The following is a 25397-nucleotide window of genomic DNA, read 5'->3' on the forward strand; positions in this document are numbered from 1 at the left end:
CACCAATTTGCGCCAACCGCGCCAACGGAGACGGTTTAGATACTTCGGTTTAGATGCGTCTTGTAGTCCGGCATGCCGCAACCCGCCATCCAGGCTTGGATCTTGCTTATTAAAGCGGCACTACGCTACCTGGGACTGTCAAATGCCGGTGTCTGCACCAAAAACGGGCGTGGCCGATCAGGAAGCGCCGCTGCGCATCGTCAAGATACGCCGCGACTACAACACCTGGGTGGCCAACGAAACCATCGAAGACTACGCGCTGCGCTATACGCCGCGCTCTTTCCGCAAGTGGTCGGTGTTCCGCGTGTCGAACACCGCCTTCGGCGCCATCTCCTTCCTGGTGCTGGAGGCGATAGGCGGCACCATCGCCGTCAACTATGGTTTCATCAACGCCTTCTGGGCCATCCTCGCGGTCGGCCTGATCATCTTCCTCACCGGCTTGCCGATCAGTTACTACGCGGCCAAATACGGCGTCGACATGGACCTGCTGACGCGCGGCGCCGGATTCGGCTACATCGGCTCGACCATCTCCTCCTTCGTCTACGCGTCCTTCACCTTCATCCTGTTCGCGCTGGAGGCGGCCATCATGGCCTACGCGCTGGAGCTGTATTTCGGCCTGCCGCTGTGGATAGGCTATATGGTCAGCGCGCTGGTGGTGATCCCGCTGGTGACGCACGGCGTGACCTTGATCAGCCGCATCCAGATGATTTCGCAGCCCGTCTGGCTGGTGCTGCTGGTGCTGCCCTTCATCGCCATCATCGCCAAGAAGCCGGAACTGCTGGCGCAGCTCGGGGAGTTCGCGGGCCAGTCGCCCGGCAACGGCCGGTTCAACATGCTGGCCTTCGGCGCCGCCACCGCCGTCGGCGTGGCGCTGATCACGCAGATCGGCGAGCAGGTCGACTTCCTGCGCTTCATGCCGGAGAAGACGCAGAAGAACCGCGTCCAGTGGCACCTCGGCGTGCTGATCGCGGGGCCGGGCTGGATACTGCTCGGCATCGCCAAGATGCTGGGCGGGGCCCTGCTGGCGCTGCTGGCGATCGAGGGCGGCGTGTCTTTCGCGCAGGCGATCAACCCCAACCAGATGTACCTGGCGGGCTACCAGCAAGTGTTCGCCAGCCCCACCGCCGCCGTGCTGGTGACGGCCTGCTTCGTCATCATCTCGCAGGTGAAGATCAACATGACCAACGCCTACGCCGGTTCGCTGGCGTGGTCCAATTTCTTCGCGCGGCTCACGCACAGCCACCCGGGCCGCGTGGTGTGGGCCGTGTTCAACGCGCTGATCGCGGTGCTGCTGATGGAGCTGGACGTGTTCCAGGCGCTGGACCAGGTGCTGGGCTTCTATTCCAACATCGCCATCTCGTGGATCACCGCCGTGGTGGCGGACCTGGTGGTGAACAAGCCCCTGGGCCTGAGCCCGAAAGGCATCGAGTTCCGCCGCGCCTACCTGTACGACATCAACCCTGTCGGCGTGGGCGCCATGGTGCTGGCGTCCGCGCTGTCGGTGGCCGCTTTCGCCGGACTGTTCGGCGGCCAGGCGCAGGCCTTTTCGGCCTTTATCGCGCTGGGCACCGCCTTCATCGCCTCGCCGCTGATCGCCATCGCCACCAAGGGTAAATACTATATCGCGCGCCAGCCGGCGCCGGCCTCCGCGTCCAGCAAGGTGTGCTGCATCTGCTCCAGGGAATACGAGTCCGACGACATGGCGCACTGCCCGGCCTACCAGGGACCGATCTGCTCCCTGTGCTGCTGCCTGGACGCGCGCTGCAACGACGTCTGCAAGCCGCATGCGCGCTTCACGGCGCAGTGGGACGGTGCGATGAAGGCGCTGCTGCCCAAATCCATGTGGCCCTACATCACCAGCGGCCTGGGGCACTACCTGCTGCTGATGATGGTCACGCTGCTGTTCCTGGGCGGCCTGCTGGGACTGATCTATGTGCACGAGGAGCGCGTGCTGATCGAGGCCGGCTCCACCATGCTGCCGCAGTTGCGGCTGGCCTTCGTCAAGATCTTCGGCGCGCTGCTGCTGGCCAGCGGCATCGTGGCGTGGTGGCTGGTGCTGACCAGCGAAAGCCGCCGCGTGGCGCAGGAGGAATCGAACCGGCAAACCGGCCTGCTGACGCGCGAGATTGAACTGCACAGCCAGACCGACGCCCAGCTGCAGCAGGCCAAGAAGCAGGCCGACCAGGCCAACCAGGCCAAGAGCCGCTACATCGCCGGCATCAGCCACGAAATCCGCACGCCGCTCAACAGCATCCTCGGCTACGCGCAGCTGCTCGACAACGACCCGTCGATACCCGAACACCGCCAGCAGGCCATCCGCGTGATACGCGGCAGCGGCGAGCATCTGCTGTCGCTGATCGAAGGCACGCTGGACATCGCCCGCATCGAAGGCGGCAAGCTCAGTTTCGACATCAAGGAAGTGAAATTCCCGGACTTCATCGGCCAGCTGGTGCGCATGTTCGAGCAGCAGGCCAGCAGCAAGGGGCTGAGCTTCCGCTACGAACTGACGGGCGAGCTCCCGCGCGTGGTGCGCGCGGACCGCAAGCGCCTGGGGCAAATCCTCATCAATATCCTAGGCAACGCGGTCAAGTTCACGGAGCGCGGCGGCATCGTGTTCCGGCTGCGCTACGCGCGCGACATGGCCTCCTTCGACGTGGAGGACAGCGGCCCGGGCATCTTGGACGAGGAGCGCGAGCGCATCTTCGAACCGTTCTCGCGCGGCAGCGCGGGCGACAACGCGGGCGCAGCGGGCACCGGCCTCGGCCTGCCGATCAGCAAAATGCTGACGCAGCTGATGGGCGGCGACCTGACCCTGAACAGCACACCGGGCAGCGGCAGCGTGTTCCAGATCCGGCTGATGCTGCCGCGCGTGCATGCCGATGCCCGCAGCGACGAGACGCCGGAGTTGGTGCGCAGCGGCTACACGGGCCGGCGCCGCAAGGTACTGGTGGTGGACAACGAGCGCGTGGACCGCGAACTGCTGGTGAACATCCTGGCACCGCTGGGTTTCGAGATGGCGCAGGCCGTGTCGGGCGCGGACTGCGTCGACAACTACGCCGCCTTCGGCCCGGACCTGATCCTGATGGACCTGGCCATGCCGGGCATGGACGGCTGGGAAGCGGGCCGCATCATCCGCAAGGTACACAAGTACGACGTGCCGGTCGCCATCGTCTCGGCCAACGCCTACGACAAGGGCCTTGAGAACCCGGCCGGCATCCCGGCGGAGGACTTCTTCGTCAAGCCGGTCAACGTGGCCGAACTGCTGGACTGGATAGGCCGCCGTTTGCAGCTGGAGTGGATCACCCATGCGGGGCCCAAGGGCATCAGCAGCGAGATCGTGGCGCAGGAGCCGGCAGCGCCGCCGCCGGTGATCTTTCCGCCCGCCGCGCAGCTGGAGCCATTGCGCGCGCAGCTCAAGCTCGGCTATGTGCGCGGCATCGTCCACCAACTCGACGTGATCGCCGGCCTCGGCCCCCAGTACGCAGCATTCACCGCCGCCATGCGCGGCTACGCCGCCCGCTTCCAGCTGGACGCGATGGCGAGGTTCATCGAACAAGGAGAAAAGCATGATGCCGAATCAGTTTGAACACCGTCCCGGCCACCTGGTGCTGATCGTGGACGACGTGCCGGAGAACCTGGCCGTGCTGCACGACGCGCTGGACGAGTCGGGCTTCACAGTGCTGGTGGCCAACAGCGGCGCGGCCGCGCTGGAGCGCTGCGCGCAGGTGGTGCCGGACATCATCCTGATGGACGCGGTGATGCCGGGCATGGACGGCTTCGAAACCTGCCGCCAGTTGCGCGCGCAGATCGCCACGCGCCACGTGCCCATCATCTTCATGACGGGGCTGACCGAGACCGAGCACGTGCTGGCCGCGTTCCAGGCCGGCGGCACCGATTACGTGAGCAAACCGGTGCGGCAGAGCGAAGTGCTGGCCCGCATCGGCGCGCACTTGCAGACCGCGCGGCTGATGAACCAGGCCCGCAGCGCGCTGGACGCTTTCGGCAGCGCGACGCTGGCGATCGCGCCGCACAACGGGCGCATCGTGTGGCAGACGCCGCTGGCGCGCCAGCTGATGCGGAACTATTTCGCGCTGCCGGGAACCGGGCACCTGACCGACACGCCGGCGGAACTGACGGCCTGGCTGGCGGCCACCGTTGAGGCGCGGCGCGGCGGGCAGGATCATCCGTCGCTGAACGTGATCCAGGGCGCCTCGCGGCTGGTCTTCAGCGCAGCCGACGTGAGCAATCCGGAACAGTGGATGGTGTTGCTGCGCGAGGAATCGGACACGGCGCAAGTGCAGGCGCTGTCGGCGCTGTTCAAGCTCACGTCGCGCGAGTCGGATGTGCTGCATTGGGTGATCAAGGGGAAGACCAACCGCGATATCGGGGACATCCTCGGCACCAGTCCGCGCACGGTGAACAAGCACCTCGAGCATGTGTTCGAGAAGCTGGGCGTGGAGACGCGCACGGCGGCGGCGTCGCTGGCGATGAACCGGCTGCGCGGGACGGTGAGCGATGCCGGCGCAAGCGCCGTGGCAGCCAGCGCCTAGCCGTCGCCCTGTCATTCCGCATCGGCGGACCGCCGCGCACGCGGGAATCTATGCACAGCCAAGTCGCCCGCGAAGCATGGATTCTCGCGGGGGCGCCGAGCCCTGCGCGGGAATGACACGTCTGGCGTCTAAACCGCCAAGTGGCGCCGCACCTCCTCGCTGTCCATCTGATCCGGCGCCCCGGCGGCCACCACTTCCCCACGCGACAGCACCACGAATTTGTCCGCCAGGGCGCGCGCGAAATCGAAATACTGCTCGCACAGCAGAATGCCGATGTCGCCGCGCTGCCGCAGCAGCCGTATCACCCGCTCGATGTCCTTGATGATGGACGGCTGTATCCCTTCGGTCGGCTCGTCGAGGATGATCAGCTTCGGCTTGGCCAGCAGCGCGCGCGCGATGGCCAGCTGCTGCTGCTGCCCGCCCGACAAATCCCCGCCGCGCCGCGCCAGCATCTCCTTCAGCACCGGGAACAGCTCGTACACCTCGCCGCTGATGCTGGACGCCTCGCGCCGCGACAAGGTGGCCATGCCCATCAGCAGATTCTCCTCCACGGTCAGCCGCGCAAAGATCTCCCGCCCCTGCGGCACATAGGCGATGCCGGCCGCCGCGCGCTGGTGCGGCTTCAAGCGCGTGATGTCGCGCCCGTTGAACGTCACCTTGCCGCGCGCCACCGGCAGCACGCCGGTCAGGCACTTGAGCAGCGTGGTCTTGCCGACGCCGTTGCGCCCCAGCAGCGTCAGGCACTGCCCCTGCTCCACAGACAGCGAGATCCCGCGCAGCGTGTGCGACGAGCCGTAATACTGGTTCACTTGTTCGACTTGCAGCATATGGTTCCCTAGCGTCCCAGATAGACTTCGATCACGCGTTCATCGGCCTGCACCTGGTCCATGCGGCCTTGCGCCAGCACCGCGCCCTCGTGCAGCACCGTCACATTGCCCTGCTGCGCGATCTCGGCGACAAAGCCCATGTCGTGCTCCACCACCATGATGGAATGCTTGCCGCGCAGTTCGTTCAGCAGCTCGGCGGTGCGCGCGGTCTCGGCGTCGGACATGCCGGCCACCGGTTCGTCCAGCAGGATCAGCTGCGGCTCCTGCATCAGCAGCATGCCGATCTCCAGCCACTGCTTCTGCCCGTGCGACAGCAATCCCGCCAGGCGGTCCTCCTGTCCGTTCAGGCGGATCAGGCGCAGGATCTCGGCGATCTTGTCGCGCTGTCCGGAATCCAGGCGCGCGAACAGCGTGGGGCGCACGCGCTTGTCCATCTTGGCCGCAAGCTCCAGGTTCTCGAACACCGTATGCTGCTCGAATACCGTGGGCCGCTGGAATTTTCGGCCGATGCCGGCGTGCGCGATGTCGTATTCCGTCATGCCCGCCAGGTCCATGGTCTGGCCGAAGTAGGCACTGCCCGAGGTGGGCCGCGTCTTGCCGGTGATGACGTCCATCATGGTGGTCTTGCCGGCGCCATTCGGTCCGATCACGCAGCGCAGTTCGCCCACCTTGATGTCCAGGCTCAGTTTGTTGAGCGCCTTGAAGCCGTCGAAGGAGACGGTGATGTCTTCCAGGTAGAGGATGACGCCATGCTCCGTGTCCAGCCCTTCGCGTTTGACCGTCATGCGGCCTCCTTCGCAGATGCGGCGGCTGGCTCGGCGTCGGACGCCGGCGCCGGTTCGGGCGGCGGCGCGCCGCGTTTCAGTTTTTCCATCAAGCCCAGTATGCCCTTTTGCATGAACAGCGTGACGAGGATGAACAGCAGGCCCAGTGCGAACAGCCACAGGTCCGGGAAGGCGGCGGTGAACCAGCTTTTCAGGCCGTTCACGGTGAACGCGCCGATGATGGGGCCGACCAGCGTGCCGCGCCCGCCGACGGCGGCCCAGATCACCATCTCGATCGAATTCCCCGGCGACATTTCGGACGGGTTGATGATGCCCACCTGCGGCACGTACAGCGCGCCCGCTATGCCGCACAGCACCGCCGACAGCGTCCACACGAACAGCTTGAACCACAACGGGTTGTAGCCGATGAACATGAGGCGCGATTCCGAATCGCGCACGGCCTGTAGCACACGCCCCAGCTTGGACGTGACGATCCAGCGGCACAGCAGCAGCGCGCCGACCAGGAAGCCCAGCGTGAGCAGGTAGAGGACCGCCTTGGTTGCCGGCGCCGTGACGCTGAAGCCCAGGATGCGCTTGAAGTCCGTGAAGCCGTTGTTGCCGCCGAAGCCGGTGTCGTTGCGGAAGAACAGCAGCATGAAGGCGTAGGTCATCGCCTGTGTGATGATGGAAAAGTACACGCCCTTGATGCGGGAACGGAAGGCGAAGTAGCCGAACAGGAAGGCCAGCACGCCGGGCACCAGCACCACCAGCGCCATGCAGTACCAGAAATTGTCCGTCATGGCCCAGTACCAGGGATAGGTCTTCCAGTCGAGGAAGACCATGAAGTCCGGCAGCGTGCTTTGGTAGACGCCGTCGCGGCCGATGGCGCGCATCAGATACATGCCGTGGGCGTAGGCGCCCAGCGCGAAGAACACGCCGTGGCCGAGCGACAGGATGCCGGTGTAGCCCCACACCAGGTCGAGCGCCAGCGCGGCCAGCGCGTAGCACATGAATTTTCCGGCCAGGCCCATGGCATAGCTGGACACGTGCAGCGCGTGGCCGGCCGGGAAGGCGAGGTTCAGCAGCGGCAGCAGCGCGGCGGCGGCGACCGCCGCACCGACGGCGATCCATGCGGGACGGGAGTACAGGACGGTGCTCATTCGACACTCCGGCCCTTCATCGCGAACAGCCCTTGCGGCCTGCGCTGGATGAAGATGATGATGAAGACGAGGATGGAGATCTTGGCCATGACGGCACCCGCCAGCGGTTCCAGGAATTTGTTCACTTCGCCCAGGCCCAGCGCGGCGATCACGGTGCCGGCCAGCTGGCCGACGCCGCCCAGCACCACCACCATGAAGGAATCGACGATGTAGGCCTGGCCCAGGTCCGGGCCGACGTTGCCGAGCTGGGACAGCGCCACGCCGCCCAGGCCGGCGATGCCGGAACCGAGGCCGAAGGTCATCATGTCGATGCGGCCGGTGGGCACGCCGACGCAATCGGCCATGCGGCGGTTCTGCATGACGGCGCGCACGAACAGGCCGAGCCGGGTCTTGTTCAGGATCAGCCAGACAGCGGCCACCACCACGATGGCGAAGGCGATGATGGCGATGCGGTTGTACGACAGCACCAGGGAGCCCAGCACGGTGACGCCGCCGGACATCCAGGAGGGGTTGGCCACTTCCACGTTCTGCGCGCCGAACACGGTGCGCACCAGTTGCATCAGCATCAGGCTGATGCCCCAGGTGGCCAGCAGGGTTTCCAACGGGCGGCCGTAGAGCCAGCGGATCACCGTGCGCTCCAGCGCCACGCCGACCGCGAACGCCACCAGGAAGGCGGCGGGCAGCGCGGCGGCCAGGTACCAGTCCAGCGCGCCGGGCAGGTACTGCCGGAACAGGGACTGGCAGATATAGGTGGTGTAAGCGCCTATCATCAACAGCTCGCCGTGCGCCATATTGATGATGCCCATCAGGCCGAAGGTGATGGCCAGGCCGAGGGCCGCCAGCAGCAGCACGCTACCCAGCGAGATGCCGTAGAACAGGTTGCCGACGAATTCGGTGCGGGCGACGCGGCTGTCTATCCGGTTCAGCGCGTCGACGGCGGCGGCGCGCACGGCCGGATCGGGTTCGGCGTAGCTGCCCGCCTCCTGCGCCAGCATCGCCTGCAGCACGGGACGCAGCGCGGCGCCGCCGCTTTCCGCCAGGCCGTCGACCGCAGTCTTACGCACTGCGGCGTCGGGCGATTTCAGGTCGGCGGTGGAGACCAGCACTTGCAGCATGGCCTTGATGGCCGGATCGTCTTCCGCTGCGTAGGCTTTGCGTATCAGCGGCGCCTGGGCGGCGTCGGCTGTTTTGACCATGAGCTGGCGGGCGGCGGCGAGGCGGCGCACCGGGTCCGGCGACAGCAACTCCATGCCAGACAGCGCGCTCTCGACCGCACCGCGCAGGCGGTTGTTGACGACCACGCCGTCCACGCCGTCCGGCACCGGGCCGGTGGCGCCGGTGGCCGGGTTCCACGCGCGCTCGCCGTCGATGACGACAACGCCGCCGTCCGGCGTGGCGTAGAGCGCGTCGCCGTTCAGGGCTTGCAGCAGCTTGAGCGCATCGCCGTCGGCCAGCGCGGCGATCTTGCCGACCGCTTCGATGCGGGCGTCGGGATCGTCGCCGGCCAAGGGCTTGAGCAAGGCCGGGTCGATGGCGGCCTGGGCCGCCATCGTTGCCAGGCAGAGCGCGGCGCCGGCCAGCGCCCGCCGCGCCGCCACTGTCATCCCCGCGCAGGCGGGGATCCATACGGTGCGGGCCAGGAGACGGAGTATGGGTTCCCGATTGCTCGGGAACGACAGGTTAGTGGTCATCATCGTCACATCTTCTGTTTGCCTTCGTTACCCTTGATGAAGGGACTCCATGGCTGCGCGCGCACCGGGGCCTTGGTTTTCCACACCACGCTGAACTGGCCGTCGCCCTTGATCTCGCCTATCATCACCGGCTTGTGCAGGTGGTGGTTGGTCGGGTCCATGGTCAAGGTGAAGCCGGACGGCGCCTTGAAGCTCTGGCCGCCCATTGCGGCGATCACCTTGTCGCTGTCGACGGTGCCCGCCTTCTCCACCGCCTGCTTCCACATATGGATGCCGACGTAGGTCGCTTCCATCGGGTCGTTGGTGACCACGGTGTTCGCGTTCGGCAGCTTCTTGGCGATGGCGTAGGCCTTCCACTTCTTGATGAACTCCGAATTGACCGGGTTCTTCACCGACTCGAAGTAGTTCCACGCCGCCAGGTGGCCCAGCAGCGGCTTGGTGTCCACGCCGCGCAGCTCCTCCTCGCCCACCGAGAACGCCACCACCGGCACGTCCGTCGCCTTCAGGCCGGCGTTGCCCAGCTCCTTGTAGAACGGCACGTTGGAGTCGCCGTTGATGGTGGAGATGACCGCCGTCTTGCCGCCCGCCGAGAACTTCTTGATGTTGGCGACGATGGTCTGGTAGTCCGAGTGGCCGAACGGGGTGTAGACCTCGTCGATGTCGCTGTCCTTCACGCCTTTGCTCTTCAGGAAGGCGCGCAGGATCTTGTTGGTGGTGCGCGGGTAGACGTAGTCGGTGCCGAGCAGGACGAAGCGCTTGGCGGCGCCGCCGTCCTTGCTCATCAGGTATTCCACCGCCGGTATCGCCTGCTGGTTGGGCGCGGCGCCGGTGTAGAACACGTTCTTCTCCAGTTCCTCGCCCTCGTACTGCACCGGGTAGAACAGCACGCTGTTCAGCTCCTTGAACACCGGCAGCACGGACTTGCGCGACACCGACGTCCAGCAGCCGAAGACGGCGGCCACCTTGTCGTTGGCGATCAGCTGGCGCGCCTTCTCGGCGAACAGCGGCCAGTTCGAGGCCGGGTCCACCACCACGGCTTCGAGCTTCTTGCCCAGGACGCCGCCGTTGGCGTTGATTTCGTCTATGGTCATCAGGGCCACGTCCTTCAGCGACGTTTCCGAGATGGCCATGGTGCCCGACAGCGAATGCAGGATGCCGATCTTGATGGTGTCGGCGGCGTGCGCGGAGACGCCGGCCATCAGCATGGCGGCGCCGGCGGCGATCTGGCTCAGGGTGGCGATAAATGTGCGGCGAGTTTGCATGGCGATCCTCGTTAGGTGTGGGGGTTCAGTATTGGAGCTGCAGGGCGACGACGAATTTGCTCTGGTCCGGCGCTGCCGTGACCTTGGTGCGCGAGTAGACGGCGCTGATCTGCGCGTTGTAGCCGTCGATGATGTAGTTCACGCCGGCGTCGGCCTGGCGCGTGTCGATGTGGGTGTCCGGCGTGAAGCGCTGCAGGCGCACGAAGGGCTGCACGCGGCCCCAGCCCAGGCCCTTGTCGAAGATGTAGGAAGCGCCTGCCGACCAGGCGTTGCCCTGTTCGGATTTGATGACGTTGTCGGTATCGTAGTCATAGTAGGCCGCTTCGAAGGCGACCGCGCCGGAGCCGGGAATGCGCTTTTCCAGCAGGAAGTCGACGTTGACGGCGTTGTAGTCGCCCACGCCGGCCACGGTCAGCACGCCGTTCTTCTGCTGGCGCGCGGCCACGCCGATAGCGAGGATGTCCTTGCCGCCGAGGTAGTTGCCGGTGCCGTAGTAGCCCGGTTCCGCGTCCCAGAAATCGTATTGCAGGCGGCCCGCGTACATCAGCGAGTCCGAGCTCTTCACGCCGGCTGCCTTGGCCTGGTTCTGCGTCAGCGAACCGATGCCGAAGGTGTGGCCCTCGAAGGCGCCGAAGGAATAACCCAGCTTGCCGCCGTCGAGCGCATTGCCCCAGACGACCACGCCGTCGTCGCGGCCCCGGAAGATGCCGCCGTTGTAGCCGTAGCGCGAGGACACGCCGGCCCAGTAGCCGCCGCCCAGCGAGTAGTAAGGACCGGCCATGTTGGCGCGGTCGCTCGGCGACAGCAGGCGGCCGGCCCAGATGTTGAGTTCGGGCGAGATGGCGAACTGCCCAGCCGCGTCGAGCACGCGGATCTTGTCGCCGTCCCACTCGGTGTTGAACATGCCCTTGATGTTCTTGTTGAGCGAAGCGCCGAAGAACAGGCGGGCGCTGTCCAGGTTCAGGTCATGCGAGCGCGAGGTGCCGTTGCTGGCGCCGTCCTCCACGCTGGAGTAGCTGCCGCGCATGCCGAAACCCACGCTGACCGACTGGTCGGCGCCGATCGGTATCGTGGCGCCGGCGTGCGCCTGCAACAAGGGGGCAGCGGCCAGCAGGGCCGCCAGCGTGCGTTTCATCGGTATTTTGGTCATCCCAGGCCTCTCTCATGTAGTAATGCGTTGACATGAGATTAACCATTGCGGGATGACTAAGACATACGTCACCTTACGTAGGTGGGCCAATTGTTCGGCGCGTGACAGTTCAAAACGCGGACGACGGCTATGATTGCGCAAGAGGCGAAAACGCATTCTTCGTGCGCCCATGCCCCCCACGATTCCCCCCAGGAGACAGAAAAATGAGACAAATGCTGAAGATGATATCCACCGCAGCTTGCGCACTGGCCCTCCACGCCCCGGCGTGGGCGGTGGAAGACCGGGGGACCGCCGCCGAAGCCACGGCGATGTGCCGGCGCGCCGCCGACTACATGAAGGCGAACGGCGCGAAGAAGGCCTACGCGGCCTTCAACGATGCGGCTGGCCAGTTCAAGGACCGTGACCTGTATGTGTTCGTCTTCGATTTCAGCGGCAAAGTGCTCGCGCATGGCGCCAATCCAAAACTGATCGACAAAAACCTGCTGGAGCTGAAGGATGCGGACGACAAGTACTTTGTCAAAACCATGGTCGACGTCGCCCAGAGCAAAGGCAAGGGATGGGTCGATTACAAATGGCCGAATCCGGTGAACAAGGCGATAGAGCCGAAATCGACCTATGTCGAAAAAATCGACGACGTGTTCATCGGCTGCGGCATATACAAGTAGCACGAAGTACGAATAGCATGAAAATCCGGGCATCGGTCAATGCGCCGGATTCATCCCTTCTGCATACGCAAACTGCCGGCCCGTCAAATTGCCGCCGTCAAATGCCCACGCAGCCGCGCGATGTCGCCTTCGATGTCGGCTTGCTTCACGACGTCATGGCAGGAGAACGATGGCAGGACGTCCGCGCCGCAAAACTTGTAGTTGGCGGTATTCGACACAAAGACGTCGTCGACGGACCTTCCCTCGAATAGAAACTGCCGTGCGTCGCCGAAGGCTTCCTCGGGCGCGTTCCATGTCAGGGACAGCATGTATTTTTTGCCCTGCATTTTCCCGCCCGAGCCGTATTGCTTGCTTGGATCGTCGCGCGTCCGCCCGTCACTGACCAGTAGACGCTGCTGTACCAGCCCAGCCGTAAACACTTCATCCACGTACTTTTTGTAGATCCACGGAGTAGCGAACCAGTAGACCGGCGACTGGAGAATGATGACGTCGGCGTCGACATGTTTTTGAACTTCGGCATCGATGTCGTAGCCATCTTCTATGACTGTTTGCATGACTTCATAACCCAGCAACGCCATTTCCTCCTTGATGACGGCGGCCATGGTCTTGTTCAGCTTGCCATTGGCAAAGCCTGGGTAATGTTGGTGGGCGTCAATTAGTAGTGCTTTTTTCATCGCTTGTTCCATCGCTTGTTTCATCGTTATTCCCTGTAATTTCCGCGTCTGCATGCGGCATGAAGTGTTGCAGATGGCAGAGATTGTGGGGGCGGCGGCGCCAAAGGCGGTTGCCGGATCCGATCTGCTTATTGCCCATTCCGATGAGTCCGCAGCAATCCGGATATGGGAAAACAACGACATTGTCTTCGGCGTTACAAAGCCCATGCTCTTTCCCTCATAAACTGAAAAGGTCGGCCTGGAACCGGTCCGCAGGCCGCGATGGCATGTCGCACTTCGGATCGATATCACACCTTTTCAATGGAAAAAAAATGAGAAAAACACTGGGGACACTGGCACTGCTGGGAATATCCGGAACGGTCACGGGCGCTCACGCGCAATCGTCCGTCACGGTCTACGGCACGCTGGACGCGGGCATCGCCAAAGTGTCGGGCACCACCGCGCAAATCGCCAAACGCGACAATAACAAGCTGGGCTTCCGCGGTGTCGAGGATCTCGGCGGTGGCCTGAAGGCGCTGTTCCAGTTGGAGATCCGCTACGAGTCCGACACCGGCACCGTCGAAGCGGGGTCACGCCCCTTGTTTCAGGGCCAAAGCCGGGTCGGCCTGCAAGGCGCATTCGGCACCGTCCGCCTGGGCCGCGGTCTGACGGCCTACCAGGAAGCCAGCACGGCGTTCGAACCCTGGAACGGCCTGCCCACCGTGGTGCCATCGAGCACCGGCGGCAGTATCGGCCCCGGCTTCCAGCCGGACATCCATGTCGCCGGCTACACCAGCGATGCACTGGGGCCGGCCGGCAATTCGCGCAACCGCTTTTCGAACGCGGTGTTCTACAACTCCCCGCTCTACAACGGCTTCCAGCTCAACCTGACTGTGGGCGCCAAGGAAGCCAACGGCAACGCCGCGCTGATCGGGCGCGGCACCGCGCTGGCGCCGCAATATCCGGCCAACAGCGCGCCTTCGGCCGCGCCCTACTCGGTCAGCGCCACCTATAACTCGGGCCGCTTCGGCGCACTGGCCGCCTACGAGCGCAACGCCATCGAGACCAAGTTGTGGGCGCTTGCCGCCTCCTACAAGCCGCTGCCGGACTTGAAGCTGATGGCGTCTTATCAGCAGCAGGACCAAAGCCATACCATGGCCGCCAACGCGGACATCAAAGCCTGGCTGCTGGGCGCCAACTACACCATGGGCGCCGGCAAGCTGCTGTTAGGCTACGGCCAGAAAACGCCGGACGCCGCACCGCACGTCAAGCAGGCATCGATAGGCTACGAGCACAGCCTGTCGGCCCGCACCTACCTCTACGCCGACCTGTCGAACAGGAAAACGCCACCGGTTTCCACCCCGGCCATCCTGCGCAGCTACACCTTCTACGGCGCGGGCGTGCACCACAACTTCTGATTACCCTGCAAGCAACGGGAACATGCCGGCGGCCTTGGCGACAGGGCGCCGCCGGCTGGATGCTATTCCAGCGGCTCGGAAGCGAAGGCGCGCAGCGCTTCGATGTTGAGTATCCGGATCGATCCGTAGCTGGTTTGCAGCAGCTGCGCCTCCTCAAGCCGGTGCAGCGTGCGGTTCGCGAGCTGGCGCGACACGCCGGCCAACAGGGCAAGCTCCTCCTGCGAGATCTGCAGCTTGGCGGCGGTGCCCGGATAGAGTTCGGCGTTAAACAGTTCAGCGAGGCAGTGCGCGACGTGTTTTTCAGGCGCAGACGAGCGGAAATGCTCGAGGCGAATGACGAACTGGGCGAGCCTGGCGTTGAGTTGTTCGATCAGGAAGCGGTTGAAGGGCAAGCTGGTGCCCAGCAGCCAGTGAAAAGTCGAGGAAGGCACCAGCGCCAAGCGGCTCGCGCGCAAAGCCACCACGTCGTAAGGACGGGTTTCATTCTTCAAGACCGAGCCTTCGCCGAACCAGCCTCCCGTGGGGATGCCGATCAAGGAGGTCGGACGTCCGCCGCGTGACACATTGGACACCTTCACCAGACCGTCGGCGACGCCATACCAGTACTCCGCGCGCACACCGCGGTGGCACACCGTCTGGCCGCCGTCCGCCGTCATCTCCGACGCGTCGCACAGCACGCGCCGCAACTCGGCCCCCGTCAACGCCGCCCCCCACTGGGAAGACGCTATGAAATCCTTGATACCCTCGCTAGCCATGGCCGCATTCCATTCTTGTCAGTGCAGGCCCTGCAGAGCCTGCCGTTCCACCACTATACGTCCGCCAGGGATTGAAAACCAACACCACCACCACGGTGCATGTCACCGGCCAGTCCCGCGCGGCTTTTATGTCCCAGGCAGCAGCAAGGGAGCGGGCATGGTGCTGACTCCTTGCGTCTTGGCCGCCGCTGTTTCCGCAGTGCGGGCCCGCTGGTAACCGTCCCGCTGCTGCAGCTGCCGCCAGTAATGCCGCACCGGCTCGGGAAATTCCGCCTCCATGCCGAGATACTCGGCCAGCAACAACGCGTATCCCAGCGAGATATCGGCCATGGTGAAGCGGCCGGCACAGATCCCCGGCTGCGTTGACAAGATGGGCGCCAGCGTGCGCAGCCTGCCGAGGAACCAGCGCCGGTAGTCGGCGGCAGCCTGCGGGATGCGCCGCTCGGGCGCTTCGAAGCGCTCGTAACGCAGCACGATGGTCTGCGGGAAGGTCAACGTGGCCTCGCCGAAATGCAGCCAGTTCAGGAAGGCGCCATAGTCCGGCTCGCCGGCATGGACAACCAGGGCGGAGGGTCCGTACTTCGCGCCCAGGTAGTGGCAAATCGCAGCCGATTCGGTCATGCGCACGTCGCCATCGCACATCAACGGCACCGTGCCAAGCGGATTGAGCCGCAGATAGCCCTTGTCGGCAATGCGGGGCGGGAAGGCGAGCATGTTCAGCTGATAGCCCAGCCCCAGTTCCTCCAGCGCCCACAATGGCCTGAACGAGCGCGCGGCGACGCAGTGATAAAGGGCGATCATGCGAACCGGCGCTTGGCGGCGATCGCGTTGCCCGCGCGGCTGGCGGCCTTGCGGCCGAGCTGCTGCGAGATGAATTGGCCCGCGTCGACCACGGCATCGAGATCGATGCCGGTTTCGATGCCTAGCCCTTGCATCAAATACAGCACGTCTTCGGTCGCGACATTGCCAGTAGCCCCCTTGGCGTAGGGGCAGCCGCCGAGTCCTGCGACCGACGAATGGAACACCGCGATCCCGACTTCCAGGCTGGCGTAGATATTGGCTACCGCCTGGCCATAGGTGTCGTGGAAATGGCCAGACAGCTGCCCTATCGGAAACTCGCGTGCGGCGCGCTCCATCACGCGCCGCACCTGTCCAGGCGTGCCGACGCCGATGGTGTCGGCGATATCGATCTCGTCGCAGCCCAGTTCGCGCAGGCGCCGCACCACGTCGGCCACGCTGTCGGGCGGCACCTCACCCTGGTAGGGGCAGCCGAATGCGCAGCTGATGCTGCCGCGCAGGCGGATGCCGTGCAGCTTGGCCGCTTGCGCGACGGCGCGAAAACGCTCGACCGATTCGGCGATCGAGCAGTTGATGTTTTTCTGCGAGAAGGCTTCGGAGGCCGCACCGAAAATCACCACTTCATCGGCCTTGGCGGCGATGGCCGCTTCCAGCCCCCTCATGTTGGGCGTGAGCGCGGAATAGACCACGCCCGGCTTGCGCCGGATCGCCGCCATGACCTCGCTCGACGTCGCCATCTGGCGCACCCATTTTGACGACACAAAGGAGGCCGCTTCGATATTGGCGAAACCGGCAGCGCTCAGACGGTCGACCAGTTCGATCTTGACTTCGGCGGGAATGATTTCCCGTTCATTCTGCAAGCCGTCGCGCGGGCCGACTTCGACGATCTTGACCTTATTTGGCAGGCTCATGGTGCTTCCTTAATCTGCTTGGCCCAGGGCCGTGAATACCAGCAGCTGATCGCCATCGGCAACCTGGTCCCCGACCGCATACAGCAGTTCCTCCACGGTCCCGCTGGCCGGCGCGGCGATGGTGTGCTCCATCTTCATGGCCTCCATGATCAGCAAGGGGGCGCCTTTTTCGACGGTATTGCCCGGCTCGACCAGCAAGGCCACGATCTTGCCCGGCATGGGTGCGGTCAAGCGCCCGCCCTCCGCCTCGGCTTCGCCCGCGTGCGCCAGCGGATTGCTGTACGCGAGCATGTAGTGGGCGCCGCCGGTAAACACGTGGAACATGTCCGCCGCCAGCACCACCGTGCCGCGCACCGTCGCGCCATCGAGCTTGATCGTCAGTTGTCCGCCATCGCGTGCGACCAGGGTCATCGCCACCGTGCCCTCCCCCAGCCCCACCGTCCAGCCGGCATGGCTGTAGCCCACGCGCACCGCATAGCTGTTCGCCTCGTCGGCAAAATCCAGCGCGCGTTGCAAGGCACTATTCATGCGCCAGCCGCTGGCATGGGCCCAGGGGGCCGGCCCGTCCGCTCCCTGGGCCTGCTCGGCCGACAGCAGCCGCGCCGCGGCCAGGCCGAGCACCTGCAGGGGCGCCGGCCGCGCAGGCGGGAACAAGGCCGCCTGGTGCCGCTCGATCAGGCCGGTGTCCAGGTCGGCCCGGGAAAACGGCTGGCTCTCCACCAGGCGTTTGAGGAAGGCGATGTTGGTGGCCAGGCCGACCACCTGGTATTCCGCCAGCGCCAGCGCCATGCGGGCCAGCGCCTCGTCGCGGTCTCTCCCCCAGACGATGAGCTTGGCCACCATGGGGTCGTAGAACGGCGAAATCGCATCGCCTGCGCGTACACCGGAGTCGATCCGGACCGCTGCCGGATGGCCGGCCTCGGCGCCGTCCCCCAGCTCGAACGTGACCGCCGGCGGCGTTTGCACATGCCGCAGCGTGCCGATGGACGGCAGGAATCCCTTTTCCGGATTTTCCGCGTAGATCCGCGCTTCCAGCGCATGGCCATGAATGGCCAGTTCGTTCTGCCGTTTAGGCAGCGCGCCGCCAAAGGCAACCCGCAACTGCCATTCCACCAGATCCTGCCCGGTGATCATTTCGGTGACCGGGTGTTCCACCTGCAGGCGGGTGTTCATCTCCATGAAATAGAAGCTGCCGTCCTGGTTGGCGATGAATTCCACTGTGCCCGCGCCGACATAGCCGACCGCCTTGGCCGCCGCCACCGCCGCCTCGCCCATCGCGCGCCGGCGCTCCTCGGTCATGCCGGGCGCCGGCGCCTCCTCCAGCACCTTCTGATGGCGGCGCTGCACCGAGCAGTCGCGCTCGAACAGATACACGCAATCGCCGTGGCTGTCGGCGAACACCTGGATCTCGATATGGCGCGGACGGGTCAGGTATTTTTCAACCAGCACCTTGTCGTCGCCGAAACTGTTGATGGCCTCGCGCTTGCACGACTCCAGGGCGGCTTTGAATTCGCCGCTCTTGTCGACGATGCGCATGCCCTTGCCGCCGCCGCCCGCACTGGCCTTGAGCAACACAGGGTAGCCTATCTTGTCGGCCTGTTCCCGCAGGAAGTCCGCATCCTGGATGTCTCCGTGGTAGCCGGGCACCAGCGGCACGCCGGCGCGCTCCATCAAGGCCTTGGCCGCCGACTTGGAACCCATCGCGCGTATCGCGGAGGCGGGCGGGCCGATAAAGACCAGGCCCGCCTCCGCGCAGGCGTCCGCGAAATCGGCGTTCTCGGACAGGAAACCATAACCGGGATGGATGGCTTGCGCGCCGGTGGCGAGCGCGGCTTCGATGATCTTATCGGCGCGCAGATAGCTTTCCTTGGCGGGCGGCGGGCCGATCAGGACCGATTCGTCGCACACGGCGACATGCTTGGCATTGGCATCGGCTTCCGAGTAAACGGCGACGCTTTTTACGCCGAGGCGGTGGGCGCTGGCGGCAACCCGGCAGGCGATCTCGCCGCGGTTGGCGATCAGGATTTTATTGAACACTATAGTCTCCGGAGGTATGTGTGATTCCAGCGTGGCTTTTTCAAGATAGGCGTTCGAGGCCACGCGGCGACGCGGGGAGGCCGGCACCGGTCTCCATGGCTTACATCCGGAACACGCCGAACTTCGTGTCCGGGATCTCGGCGTTGAGCGCGGCGGACAGGCCCAGGCCCAGCACCATGCGGGTGTCGGCGGGATCGATCACGCCGTCGTCCCACAGGCGCGCGGTGGCATAGTAAGGGTGACCCTGGTGCTCGTACTGGTCCTTGATCGGCTGCTTGAAGGCCGATTCCTCTTCGGCGCTCCACTGTCCGCCCTTGGCCTCGATGCCGTCGCGCTTGACCGTGGCCAGCACCGACGCGGCCTGGTCGCCGCCCATCACCGAGATGCGCGCGTTCGGCCACATCCACATGAAGCGCGGCGAGTAGGCGCGGCCGCACATGCCGTAGTTGCCGGCGCCGAAGCTGCCTCCGATGATGACGGTGAACTTCGGCACGGCGGCGGTGGCGACAGCGGTCACCATCTTGGCGCCGTTGCGGGCGATGCCTTCGTTTTCGTACTTGCGGCCGACCATGAAACCGGTGATATTTTGCAGGAACACCAGCGGGATCTTGCGCTGCGCGCACAGTTCGATGAAGTGCGCGCCCTTGAGCGCGGACTCCGAGAACAGGATGCCGTTGTTGGCGATGATGCCGACCTTCATGCCGTAGATGTGGGCGAAGCCGCACACCAGCGTGGTGCCGTAGCGCGCCTTGAATTCATCGAAGTCGCTGCCGTCGACGATGCGCGCGATCACCTCGCGGATATCGAAAGGCTTGCGGGTGTCGACCGGGATCACGCCGTACAGTTCCTGGGTCGGGTATTTCGGCTCCACGGACGCACGCAAGGCCATCTGCTGCGGCTTGACGCGGTTCAGGTTCGAGACGATGGTGCGCGCCAGCGACAGCGCGTGCAGATCGTTCTGCGCCAGGTGGTCGACCACGCCGGACAAGCGCGTGTGCACGTCGCCGCCGCCCAGGTCTTCCGCCGTCACCACTTCGCCGGTGGCCGCCTTCACCAGCGGCGGGCCGCCCAGGAAGATGGTGCCCTGTTCCTTGACGATGATGGACTCGTCGCTCATGGCCGGCACATAGGCGCCGCCGGCGGTGCAGGAACCCATCACCACGGCGATCTGCGGGATGCCCTTGGCCGACATATTGGCCTGGTTGAAGAAGATGCGGCCGAAATGGTCGCGGTCCGGGAACACGTCGTCCTGGTTGGGCAGGTTGGCGCCGCCCGAGTCGACCAGGTAGATGCAGGGCAGATTGTTCTCGTCGGCGATTTCCTGCGCCCGCAGGTGCTTTTTCACGGTGACCGGGTAGTAGGTGCCGCCCTTGACGGTGGCGTCGTTGCAGACGATGACGCATTCCTGGCCCGACACGCGGCCGATGCCGGTGATGATGCCGGCGGCCGGCGCCGCGTCCACGCCCTTGGCGTCCTGGTACATGCCGTAGGCGGCCATTTGCGAGAATTCGAGGAAGGGCGTGCCGGGATCGAGCAGCATCTGCACGCGGTCGCGCGGCAGCAATTTGCCGCGCGCGACGTGCTTGTCGCGCGCCAGTTCGCCGCCGCCCAGGGCGATCCTGGCGACCTTGTCGCGCAGGTCGTCGACCAGGGTCTGCATGGCGCCTGCGTTGACCTTGAAGTCATCGGAACGCGGGTTCAGTTTTGATTCGAGTGTAGTCATGATGGCGGGCAGTGAGGATTGAACAAATCAGCAGGTTTCAGCGAACAGCTCGCGTCCGATCAGCATGCGGCGGATTTCGCTGGTGCCGGCGCCGATCTCGTACAACTTGGCGTCGCGCCACAGGCGGCCGACCGGATACTCGTTAATGTAGCCGTTGCCGCCCAGCGCCTGGATCGCTTCGCCCGCCATCCAGGTGGCCTTTTCCGCCGCGTACAAAATGCCGCCGGCGGCGTCCTTGCGCAACGCACGGACCTGTTCCGGCGTCTGCGCCCGGTCGCAGGCCTGGCCGATGGCGTACACATAGGCTTTGCAGGCCATCATGGTCGAATACATGTCGGCCAGCTTGCCCTGCATCAGCTGGAATTCGCCGATAGCCTGGCCGAACTGTTTGCGGTCAAGCACATACGGTAATACGACATCCATGCATGCCTGCATGATGCCCAGCGGCCCGCCGGCGAGCACGGTGCGTTCGAAATCCAGGCCCGACATCAGCACGTTCACGCCGCGCCCCACCCCGCCCAGGATGTTTTCCTCGGGTACCTCACAGTCCCGGAACACCAGCTCGCCGGTGTGCGAACCGCGCATGCCCAGCTTGTCCAGCTTCTGCGCCACGGAAAAGCCGGGGTAGCCCTTTTCGATCAGGAAGGCGGTGATGCCGCGCGCGCCGGCCGCCGTGTCGGTCTTCGCGTAGACCACCAGCACGTCGGCGTCCGGGCCGTTGGTGATCCACATCTTGCTGCCGTTGAGCACATAGCGGTCGCCCTGCTTGTCGGCGCGCAGCTTCATGCTGACCACGTCCGAGCCGGCGTTCGGTTCGGACATGGCCAGTGCGCCGACATGCTCGCCTGACACCAGCTTGGGCAAATACCGGGCCTTTTGCGCTGGGCTGCCGTTGCGCTTGATCTGATTGACGCACAGGTTGGAATGCGCCGCGTAGGACAGGCCGACAGAAGCCGAAGCGCGCGAGATCTCCTCCACCGCGATGATGTGGGCCAGGTAGCCCATGCCGATGCCGCCGTATTCCTCCTCGACCGTGATGCCCAGCAGGCCAAGCTCGCCCATCTTGCGCCACAGGTCCATGGGGAACTGGTCGCTGCGGTCGATCAGGGCGGCGCGCGGCGCGATTTCCCCTTGGGCGAATTGGCGGATACCTTCCCTTAAAGCGTCGATGTCCGCGCCGTGGGCGAAGGACAGGCCGGCCAGGTCCATGATGTGAGTTGCCATTGCGTTCCTCTATATGACGTGTATGTATGTCCGTGTATGCCTGTTCAAGCAGCCCTGCCTCAGGCGCTCAGGCGCTCAGGCCAAGGTCGGTGGTCACCTGCTCGCGCAGCAGGTATTTCTGGATTTTTCCGGTCACAGTCATCGGGAAGGCACTCACAAACCTGACGTAGCGCGGTACCTTGTAGTGGGCGATCTGCCCTTGGCAAAAGGCGCGGATGTCGTCTGCCGTGGCCTCCATGCCGGGCCGCAGGATAATGCAGGCGCACAACTCCTCGCCGTATTTCTCGTCCGGCACGCCGACGCACTGGACATCCAGCACCTTGGGATGCCGGTACAGGAACTCCTCCACCTCGCGCGGATAGATGTTTTCACCGCCGCGTATCACCATGTCCTTGGAGCGCCCGACGATGCAGGCGTAACCCTGCTCGTCGATCACGGCCAGATCGCCGGTGTGCAGCCAGCGCGCCGTGTCTATCGTGTCGCGGGTCTTGTCCTCGTCGCCCCAGTAGCCCAGCATGACCGAATAGCCGCGCGTCAGCAGCTCGCCCTTCACGCCGCGCGGCACGATGGCGCCAGCCGCATCGACGATCTTCACTTCCAGGTGCGGGTGCACGCGGCCGATGGTGGACACGCGCAGCTCGACGGGGTCGTCGACCGAGCTCTGGAAACTGACCGGCGAGGTTTCCGTCATGCCATAGGCGATGGTGATCTCGCGCATGTGCATCTTGCGTATCACCCTGCCCATCACTTCGGACGGACAAGGCGAGCCGGCCATGATGCCGGTGCGCAGGGTGGACAGGTCGTAGTTGCCGAAGTCGGGGTGGTCGAGCAGGGCGATGAACATGGTCGGCACGCCGTGCAGGCCGGTGCAGCGCTCGGCCTGCACCGTCGCCAGGACCGCCTGCGGCTCGAAGCCCTCGCCCGGGAAGACCATGGCGGCGCCGTGCGTGACGCAGGCCAGGTTGCCGAGCACCATGCCGAAGCAGTGGTACAGCGGCACCGGTATGCACAGCCTGTCGCTGCCGGTGAGCTTCATCGCTTCGCCGATGAAGAAACCGTTGTTGAGGATGTTGTGATGGGTCAGAGTCGCGCCCTTGGGCGCGCCGGTGGTGCCGGAGGTGAACTGGATATTGACCGGATCGTCGAATTGCAGCGCCGCCTGGACCGCCGCCACGCGGGCGCGCAGTTCGGCGTCCGGTTCGGCCAGCAGCTCGTCGAAATTCAACATGCCGGGCGTCTTGCCCGCGCCCAGCCGTATCACCTGGCGCAGCTGCGGCAGGCGCTCCGACTGCAGCGCGCCCGGCTTGGCGTGATGGATTTCCGGCACCACGTCCTGCACCATGCCGATATAGTCGCTCGACTTGAATTCGGGCGCGAGGATCAGGGCGCTGCACTGCACCTTGTCGAGCACATATTCCAGCTCCGAGCGCCGATACGAGGGGTTGATGTTGACCATGACCAGGCCGGCCCTGGCGGTGGCGAACTGGACCAGCACCCACTCGGCGCAGTTTTGCGACCAGATGCCGATCCGGTCGCCCGGATGCAGGCCAAGCTTGAGCAGGCCGGCTGCCAGCCGGGTCACGCGTTCGTCGAATTCCTGGTAGCTCCAGCGCACGTTCTGGTGGGGCACGACCAGCGCCTCGTTGGCGCCGAAGCGCTGCGCCACCGACGCCAGGTAGGTGCCGATGGTGACACCGATGAGCGGCACGTCGTGGGCGCCGTGCACATAGCTTAAATTGTGTTGCATACCGGTCTCCTGTGCTTCGCCGCTCATCGTTTCAACATTGGGCAAGCCGACTGCGCCAGAGGACGGAAGGCCTCGCCGGCCGGGATCACGTCCACCACCTTGTAATAGTCCCAGGGCGTCTTGGACTCGCCCGGCTTTTTCACCTGGAGCAGCAGCATGTCGTGCACCACGCGGCCGTCGGCGCGCAGCGTGCCCTTGGGCATGATGACGTCGCTGATCGGCGTCTCGCGCATCTTCTTCATGACCGCGGTGGTTTCATCCGTACCGGCCGCCTGCACCGATTTCAGGTAGTGCGTGACCGCCGAATACATGCCGGCCTGCGCCATCGTCGGCATTTTCTTTTGCACGGCGAAGAAACGCTTGGCCCAGGCGCGGGTGGCCTCGTTGTAGTCCCAGTAGAAGCCCTCGGTCAGATACATGTCCTGTGCATACTTGAGTCCGATCGCGTGGACATCGCTGATGAACATCAGCAAGGGGGCGACCACCGTGCCCTTGCCGGCGATGCCGAATTCGCCGGCCTGCTTGACCGCGTTGGCGGTGTCGCCGCCGGCGTTGGCCAGGCCGATGACCTTGGCCTTGGAGGCCTGCGCCTGCAGCAGGAAGGAGGAGAAGTCGCTGCTGTTCAAAGGATGCCTGGCCGAGCCCAGGACCTTGCCGCCGCCCGCCGTGACGACATCGGTCACGTCTTTTTCCAGCGACTTGCCGAAGGCATAATCGGCCGTCAGGAAATACCAGCTGCTGCCGCCGCGCTTGAGCAGGGCCTTGCCGGTCCCCACCGAACTGGAATAAGTGTCGTACATCCAGTGCGCGCTGGTCGCCGTGCACTTCTCGTTGGTGATGACGCTGGAGGCCGAGCCGACCACGATCGCCAGCTTGTTCTTTTGCTGCGCGATCTCCATGACCGCCAGCGCGACATTGGTCGGCACCAGGTCCATCAGTACGTCGACGTGCTGCTGGTCTATCCATTCGCGCGCACGGGCGGAGGCGACGTCGGCCTTGTTCTGGCTGTCCGAGGTGAGCAGTTCGATCGGTTTGCCGAGCACGCTCTTGCCGAAATCGTCGATGGCCATCCGTGCCGCCACGATGGAACCCTGCCCCGACAGATCGGAATACAGGCCGGAAAGGTCGGTGATCACGCCGATTTTGACGACATCATTGCTGACTTGCGCCGTCGCGGAAACTGAACCGGCCAACAGCAAGGCTGCGACCAGTGAACTGTGCCTGAGCTTCATATGCTTTTGTCTCCATCATGTTCTTGGGTTGAAACAGGTCTTTACGTTTACGTTAACGTCAATCAAAAGCCAGATTAGCACCGAACTTTTCGGCGAATTGTTCACGCCGTGACAATTGGGAAAATTTCTTGGCTAGCCCGGAAATCCGCTCAATTGTCGCGGCATGGACATTCAACTGCCGGGAGCGGTGCTACCCTCGGTCCAGATTGACGTTAACGTAAACGTAAGGCACGAAGTTCAACCAAGGAATCTGATGCTGAATACTGAGATGGCGTCCTCATTCGAGTACCTTCGCATCGGCGGCGGCTTCCGCCGCATATTGAAGACGGAGCTCGGACAGGAACAGCTATGCGCCCGCTGCCACGAACCGTGGCCCATGGACGCGGAATTCTTCATTGTGTCTGGATGTGGCGTGAGCTATGAATGCAAAGCCTGCATTCAAGAGCGCAGGCAAAGCCAGTAGGGGCGCAAGCCGCCAACGCTTAGTCGCCGGCGACGCTGGAGGCGGCTTCGATGGCGGCGAAGCCTTCACGGATTTCGTCGGCGTCTTCGGGGCGCACCACGCGCGCCACTTCCTTACCGTCGCGCAGGAAGATCAGCGTCGGCCACAGCTTGACGCGGAAGGAACGGCCCAGCAGGCGACCCGGCCCATCCTCGATCTTGTAGTGCTTCACTTGCCCGTAGGACGAAAACGCCTCGGCAATCGCGGGCTGCGCCGCGCTGCAGTAGCCGCACCAGTTGGTGCCGAACTCCAGCACCGCCGGGCCGCTCAGCGCGTCGATCTCTGCGCGCGTGGGCGCGCTTTCCTTGTAGGTGGTTTCCATGATCGT

At 64.7% G+C, this 25397-nt stretch carries 20 protein-coding genes; 4 read left to right on the forward strand and 16 right to left on the reverse strand.

What is annotated here, in order from left to right:
* The first annotated feature begins 142 nt into the window (after window positions 1-142).
* Window positions 143-3586, forward strand: a complete 3444-nt coding sequence (locus ACSQ8Y_RS19710) for a hybrid sensor histidine kinase/response regulator (protein WP_436268128.1) — start codon at window positions 143-145, stop codon at window positions 3584-3586.
* On the forward strand, window positions 3570-4550 hold the full coding sequence (locus ACSQ8Y_RS19715) for a response regulator (protein WP_436269863.1): 981 nt from the start codon (window positions 3570-3572) through the stop codon (window positions 4548-4550). Before ACSQ8Y_RS19710 ends, ACSQ8Y_RS19715 begins: the two co-directional genes overlap by 17 nt.
* A gap of 128 nt (window positions 4551-4678) precedes the next feature.
* Here ACSQ8Y_RS19715 and urtE read toward each other — a convergent pair whose 3' ends face one another.
* From urtE to ACSQ8Y_RS19745, 6 genes are all read right to left on the reverse strand, one after another.
* Entirely contained in the window at window positions 4679-5377 is a 699-nt protein-coding gene (urtE, locus tag ACSQ8Y_RS19720) for an urea ABC transporter ATP-binding subunit UrtE (RefSeq protein ID WP_436268129.1), read from the reverse strand.
* A gap of 8 nt (window positions 5378-5385) precedes the next feature.
* The gene (gene urtD, locus ACSQ8Y_RS19725; protein WP_436268130.1) at window positions 5386-6162 is read right to left on the reverse strand and encodes an urea ABC transporter ATP-binding protein UrtD; all 777 of its coding nucleotides are present in this window, start codon (window positions 6160-6162) and stop codon (window positions 5386-5388) included.
* Entirely contained in the window at window positions 6159-7301 is a 1143-nt protein-coding gene (gene urtC, locus ACSQ8Y_RS19730) for an urea ABC transporter permease subunit UrtC (protein WP_436268131.1), read from the reverse strand. Before urtC ends, urtD begins: the two co-directional genes overlap by 4 nt.
* A complete protein-coding gene (gene urtB, locus ACSQ8Y_RS19735) occupies window positions 7298-8905 on the reverse strand; it encodes an urea ABC transporter permease subunit UrtB (RefSeq protein ID WP_436269864.1) in 1608 nt (535 codons plus the stop codon). Before urtB ends, urtC begins: the two co-directional genes overlap by 4 nt.
* A 92-nt stretch (window positions 8906-8997) precedes the next feature.
* Window positions 8998-10197 (reverse strand): urea ABC transporter substrate-binding protein, encoded by a 1200-nt coding sequence (gene urtA / locus ACSQ8Y_RS19740; protein ID WP_436269865.1) that lies wholly within the window; start codon window positions 10195-10197, stop codon window positions 8998-9000.
* An 82-nt stretch (window positions 10198-10279) separates the two neighbouring features.
* Window positions 10280-11404 carry a porin gene (locus ACSQ8Y_RS19745; RefSeq protein ID WP_436268132.1) on the reverse strand — a complete coding sequence of 375 codons (1125 nt, stop codon included), beginning with the start codon at window positions 11402-11404 and terminating at the stop codon, window positions 10280-10282.
* Window positions 11405-11607: 203 nt separating this feature from the next.
* Here ACSQ8Y_RS19745 and ACSQ8Y_RS19750 point away from each other — a divergent pair, with 203 nt between their 5' ends.
* Complete coding sequence (locus tag ACSQ8Y_RS19750; protein ID WP_436268133.1) at window positions 11608-12069, forward strand: cache domain-containing protein; 462 nt, start codon at window positions 11608-11610, stop codon at window positions 12067-12069.
* 83 nt (window positions 12070-12152) lie between these two features.
* Here ACSQ8Y_RS19750 and ACSQ8Y_RS19755 read toward each other — a convergent pair whose 3' ends face one another.
* Entirely contained in the window at window positions 12153-12950 is a 798-nt protein-coding gene (locus ACSQ8Y_RS19755; protein WP_436268134.1) for an NAD(P)H-dependent oxidoreductase, read from the reverse strand.
* A 104-nt stretch (window positions 12951-13054) separates the two neighbouring features.
* On the opposite strand from ACSQ8Y_RS19755, the gene ACSQ8Y_RS19760 reads away from it, so the two are divergent.
* On the forward strand, window positions 13055-14140 hold the full coding sequence (locus ACSQ8Y_RS19760; protein ID WP_436268135.1) for a porin: 1086 nt from the start codon (window positions 13055-13057) through the stop codon (window positions 14138-14140).
* A gap of 62 nt (window positions 14141-14202) precedes the next feature.
* Here the strand turns inward: ACSQ8Y_RS19760 and ACSQ8Y_RS19765 are convergent, their stop codons facing one another.
* The 9 genes from ACSQ8Y_RS19765 to ACSQ8Y_RS19805 all read right to left on the reverse strand — a co-directional run bounded on the left by ACSQ8Y_RS19765 (window position 14203) and on the right by ACSQ8Y_RS19805 (window position 25391).
* Window positions 14203-14895 (reverse strand): Crp/Fnr family transcriptional regulator, encoded by a 693-nt coding sequence (locus ACSQ8Y_RS19765; RefSeq protein ID WP_436268136.1) that lies wholly within the window; start codon window positions 14893-14895, stop codon window positions 14203-14205.
* A gap of 126 nt (window positions 14896-15021) precedes the next feature.
* Window positions 15022-15696: a glutathione S-transferase family protein gene (locus ACSQ8Y_RS19770; protein WP_436268137.1), complete on the reverse strand. Its 675-nt coding sequence runs from the start codon at window positions 15694-15696 to the stop codon at window positions 15022-15024.
* On the reverse strand, window positions 15693-16604 hold the full coding sequence (locus ACSQ8Y_RS19775) for a hydroxymethylglutaryl-CoA lyase (RefSeq protein ID WP_436268138.1): 912 nt from the start codon (window positions 16602-16604) through the stop codon (window positions 15693-15695). Before ACSQ8Y_RS19775 ends, ACSQ8Y_RS19770 begins: the two co-directional genes overlap by 4 nt.
* A 9-nt stretch (window positions 16605-16613) precedes the next feature.
* A complete protein-coding gene (locus tag ACSQ8Y_RS19780) occupies window positions 16614-18641 on the reverse strand; it encodes an acetyl/propionyl/methylcrotonyl-CoA carboxylase subunit alpha (protein ID WP_436268139.1) in 2028 nt (675 codons plus the stop codon).
* A 100-nt stretch (window positions 18642-18741) separates the two neighbouring features.
* Window positions 18742-20364, reverse strand: coding sequence for a carboxyl transferase domain-containing protein (locus ACSQ8Y_RS19785; protein WP_436268140.1), 1623 nt, complete (start codon window positions 20362-20364; stop codon window positions 18742-18744).
* Between the two features lie 27 nt (window positions 20365-20391).
* Entirely contained in the window at window positions 20392-21576 is a 1185-nt protein-coding gene (locus tag ACSQ8Y_RS19790; RefSeq protein ID WP_436269866.1) for an isovaleryl-CoA dehydrogenase, read from the reverse strand.
* A 79-nt stretch (window positions 21577-21655) separates the two neighbouring features.
* A complete protein-coding gene (locus tag ACSQ8Y_RS19795; protein WP_436268141.1) occupies window positions 21656-23335 on the reverse strand; it encodes an AMP-binding protein in 1680 nt (559 codons plus the stop codon).
* Between the two features lie 23 nt (window positions 23336-23358).
* Window positions 23359-24567, reverse strand: a complete 1209-nt coding sequence (locus ACSQ8Y_RS19800) for an ABC transporter substrate-binding protein (protein WP_436268142.1) — start codon at window positions 24565-24567, stop codon at window positions 23359-23361.
* 482 nt (window positions 24568-25049) lie between these two features.
* A complete protein-coding gene (locus tag ACSQ8Y_RS19805; protein ID WP_436268143.1) occupies window positions 25050-25391 on the reverse strand; it encodes a thioredoxin family protein in 342 nt (113 codons plus the stop codon).
* Window positions 25392-25397 lie beyond the last annotated feature (6 nt).

It is taken from the genome of Pseudoduganella sp. LjRoot289 (assembly GCF_964252925.1).
Taxonomy (GTDB): Bacteria; Pseudomonadota; Gammaproteobacteria; order Burkholderiales; family Burkholderiaceae_D; genus Rugamonas.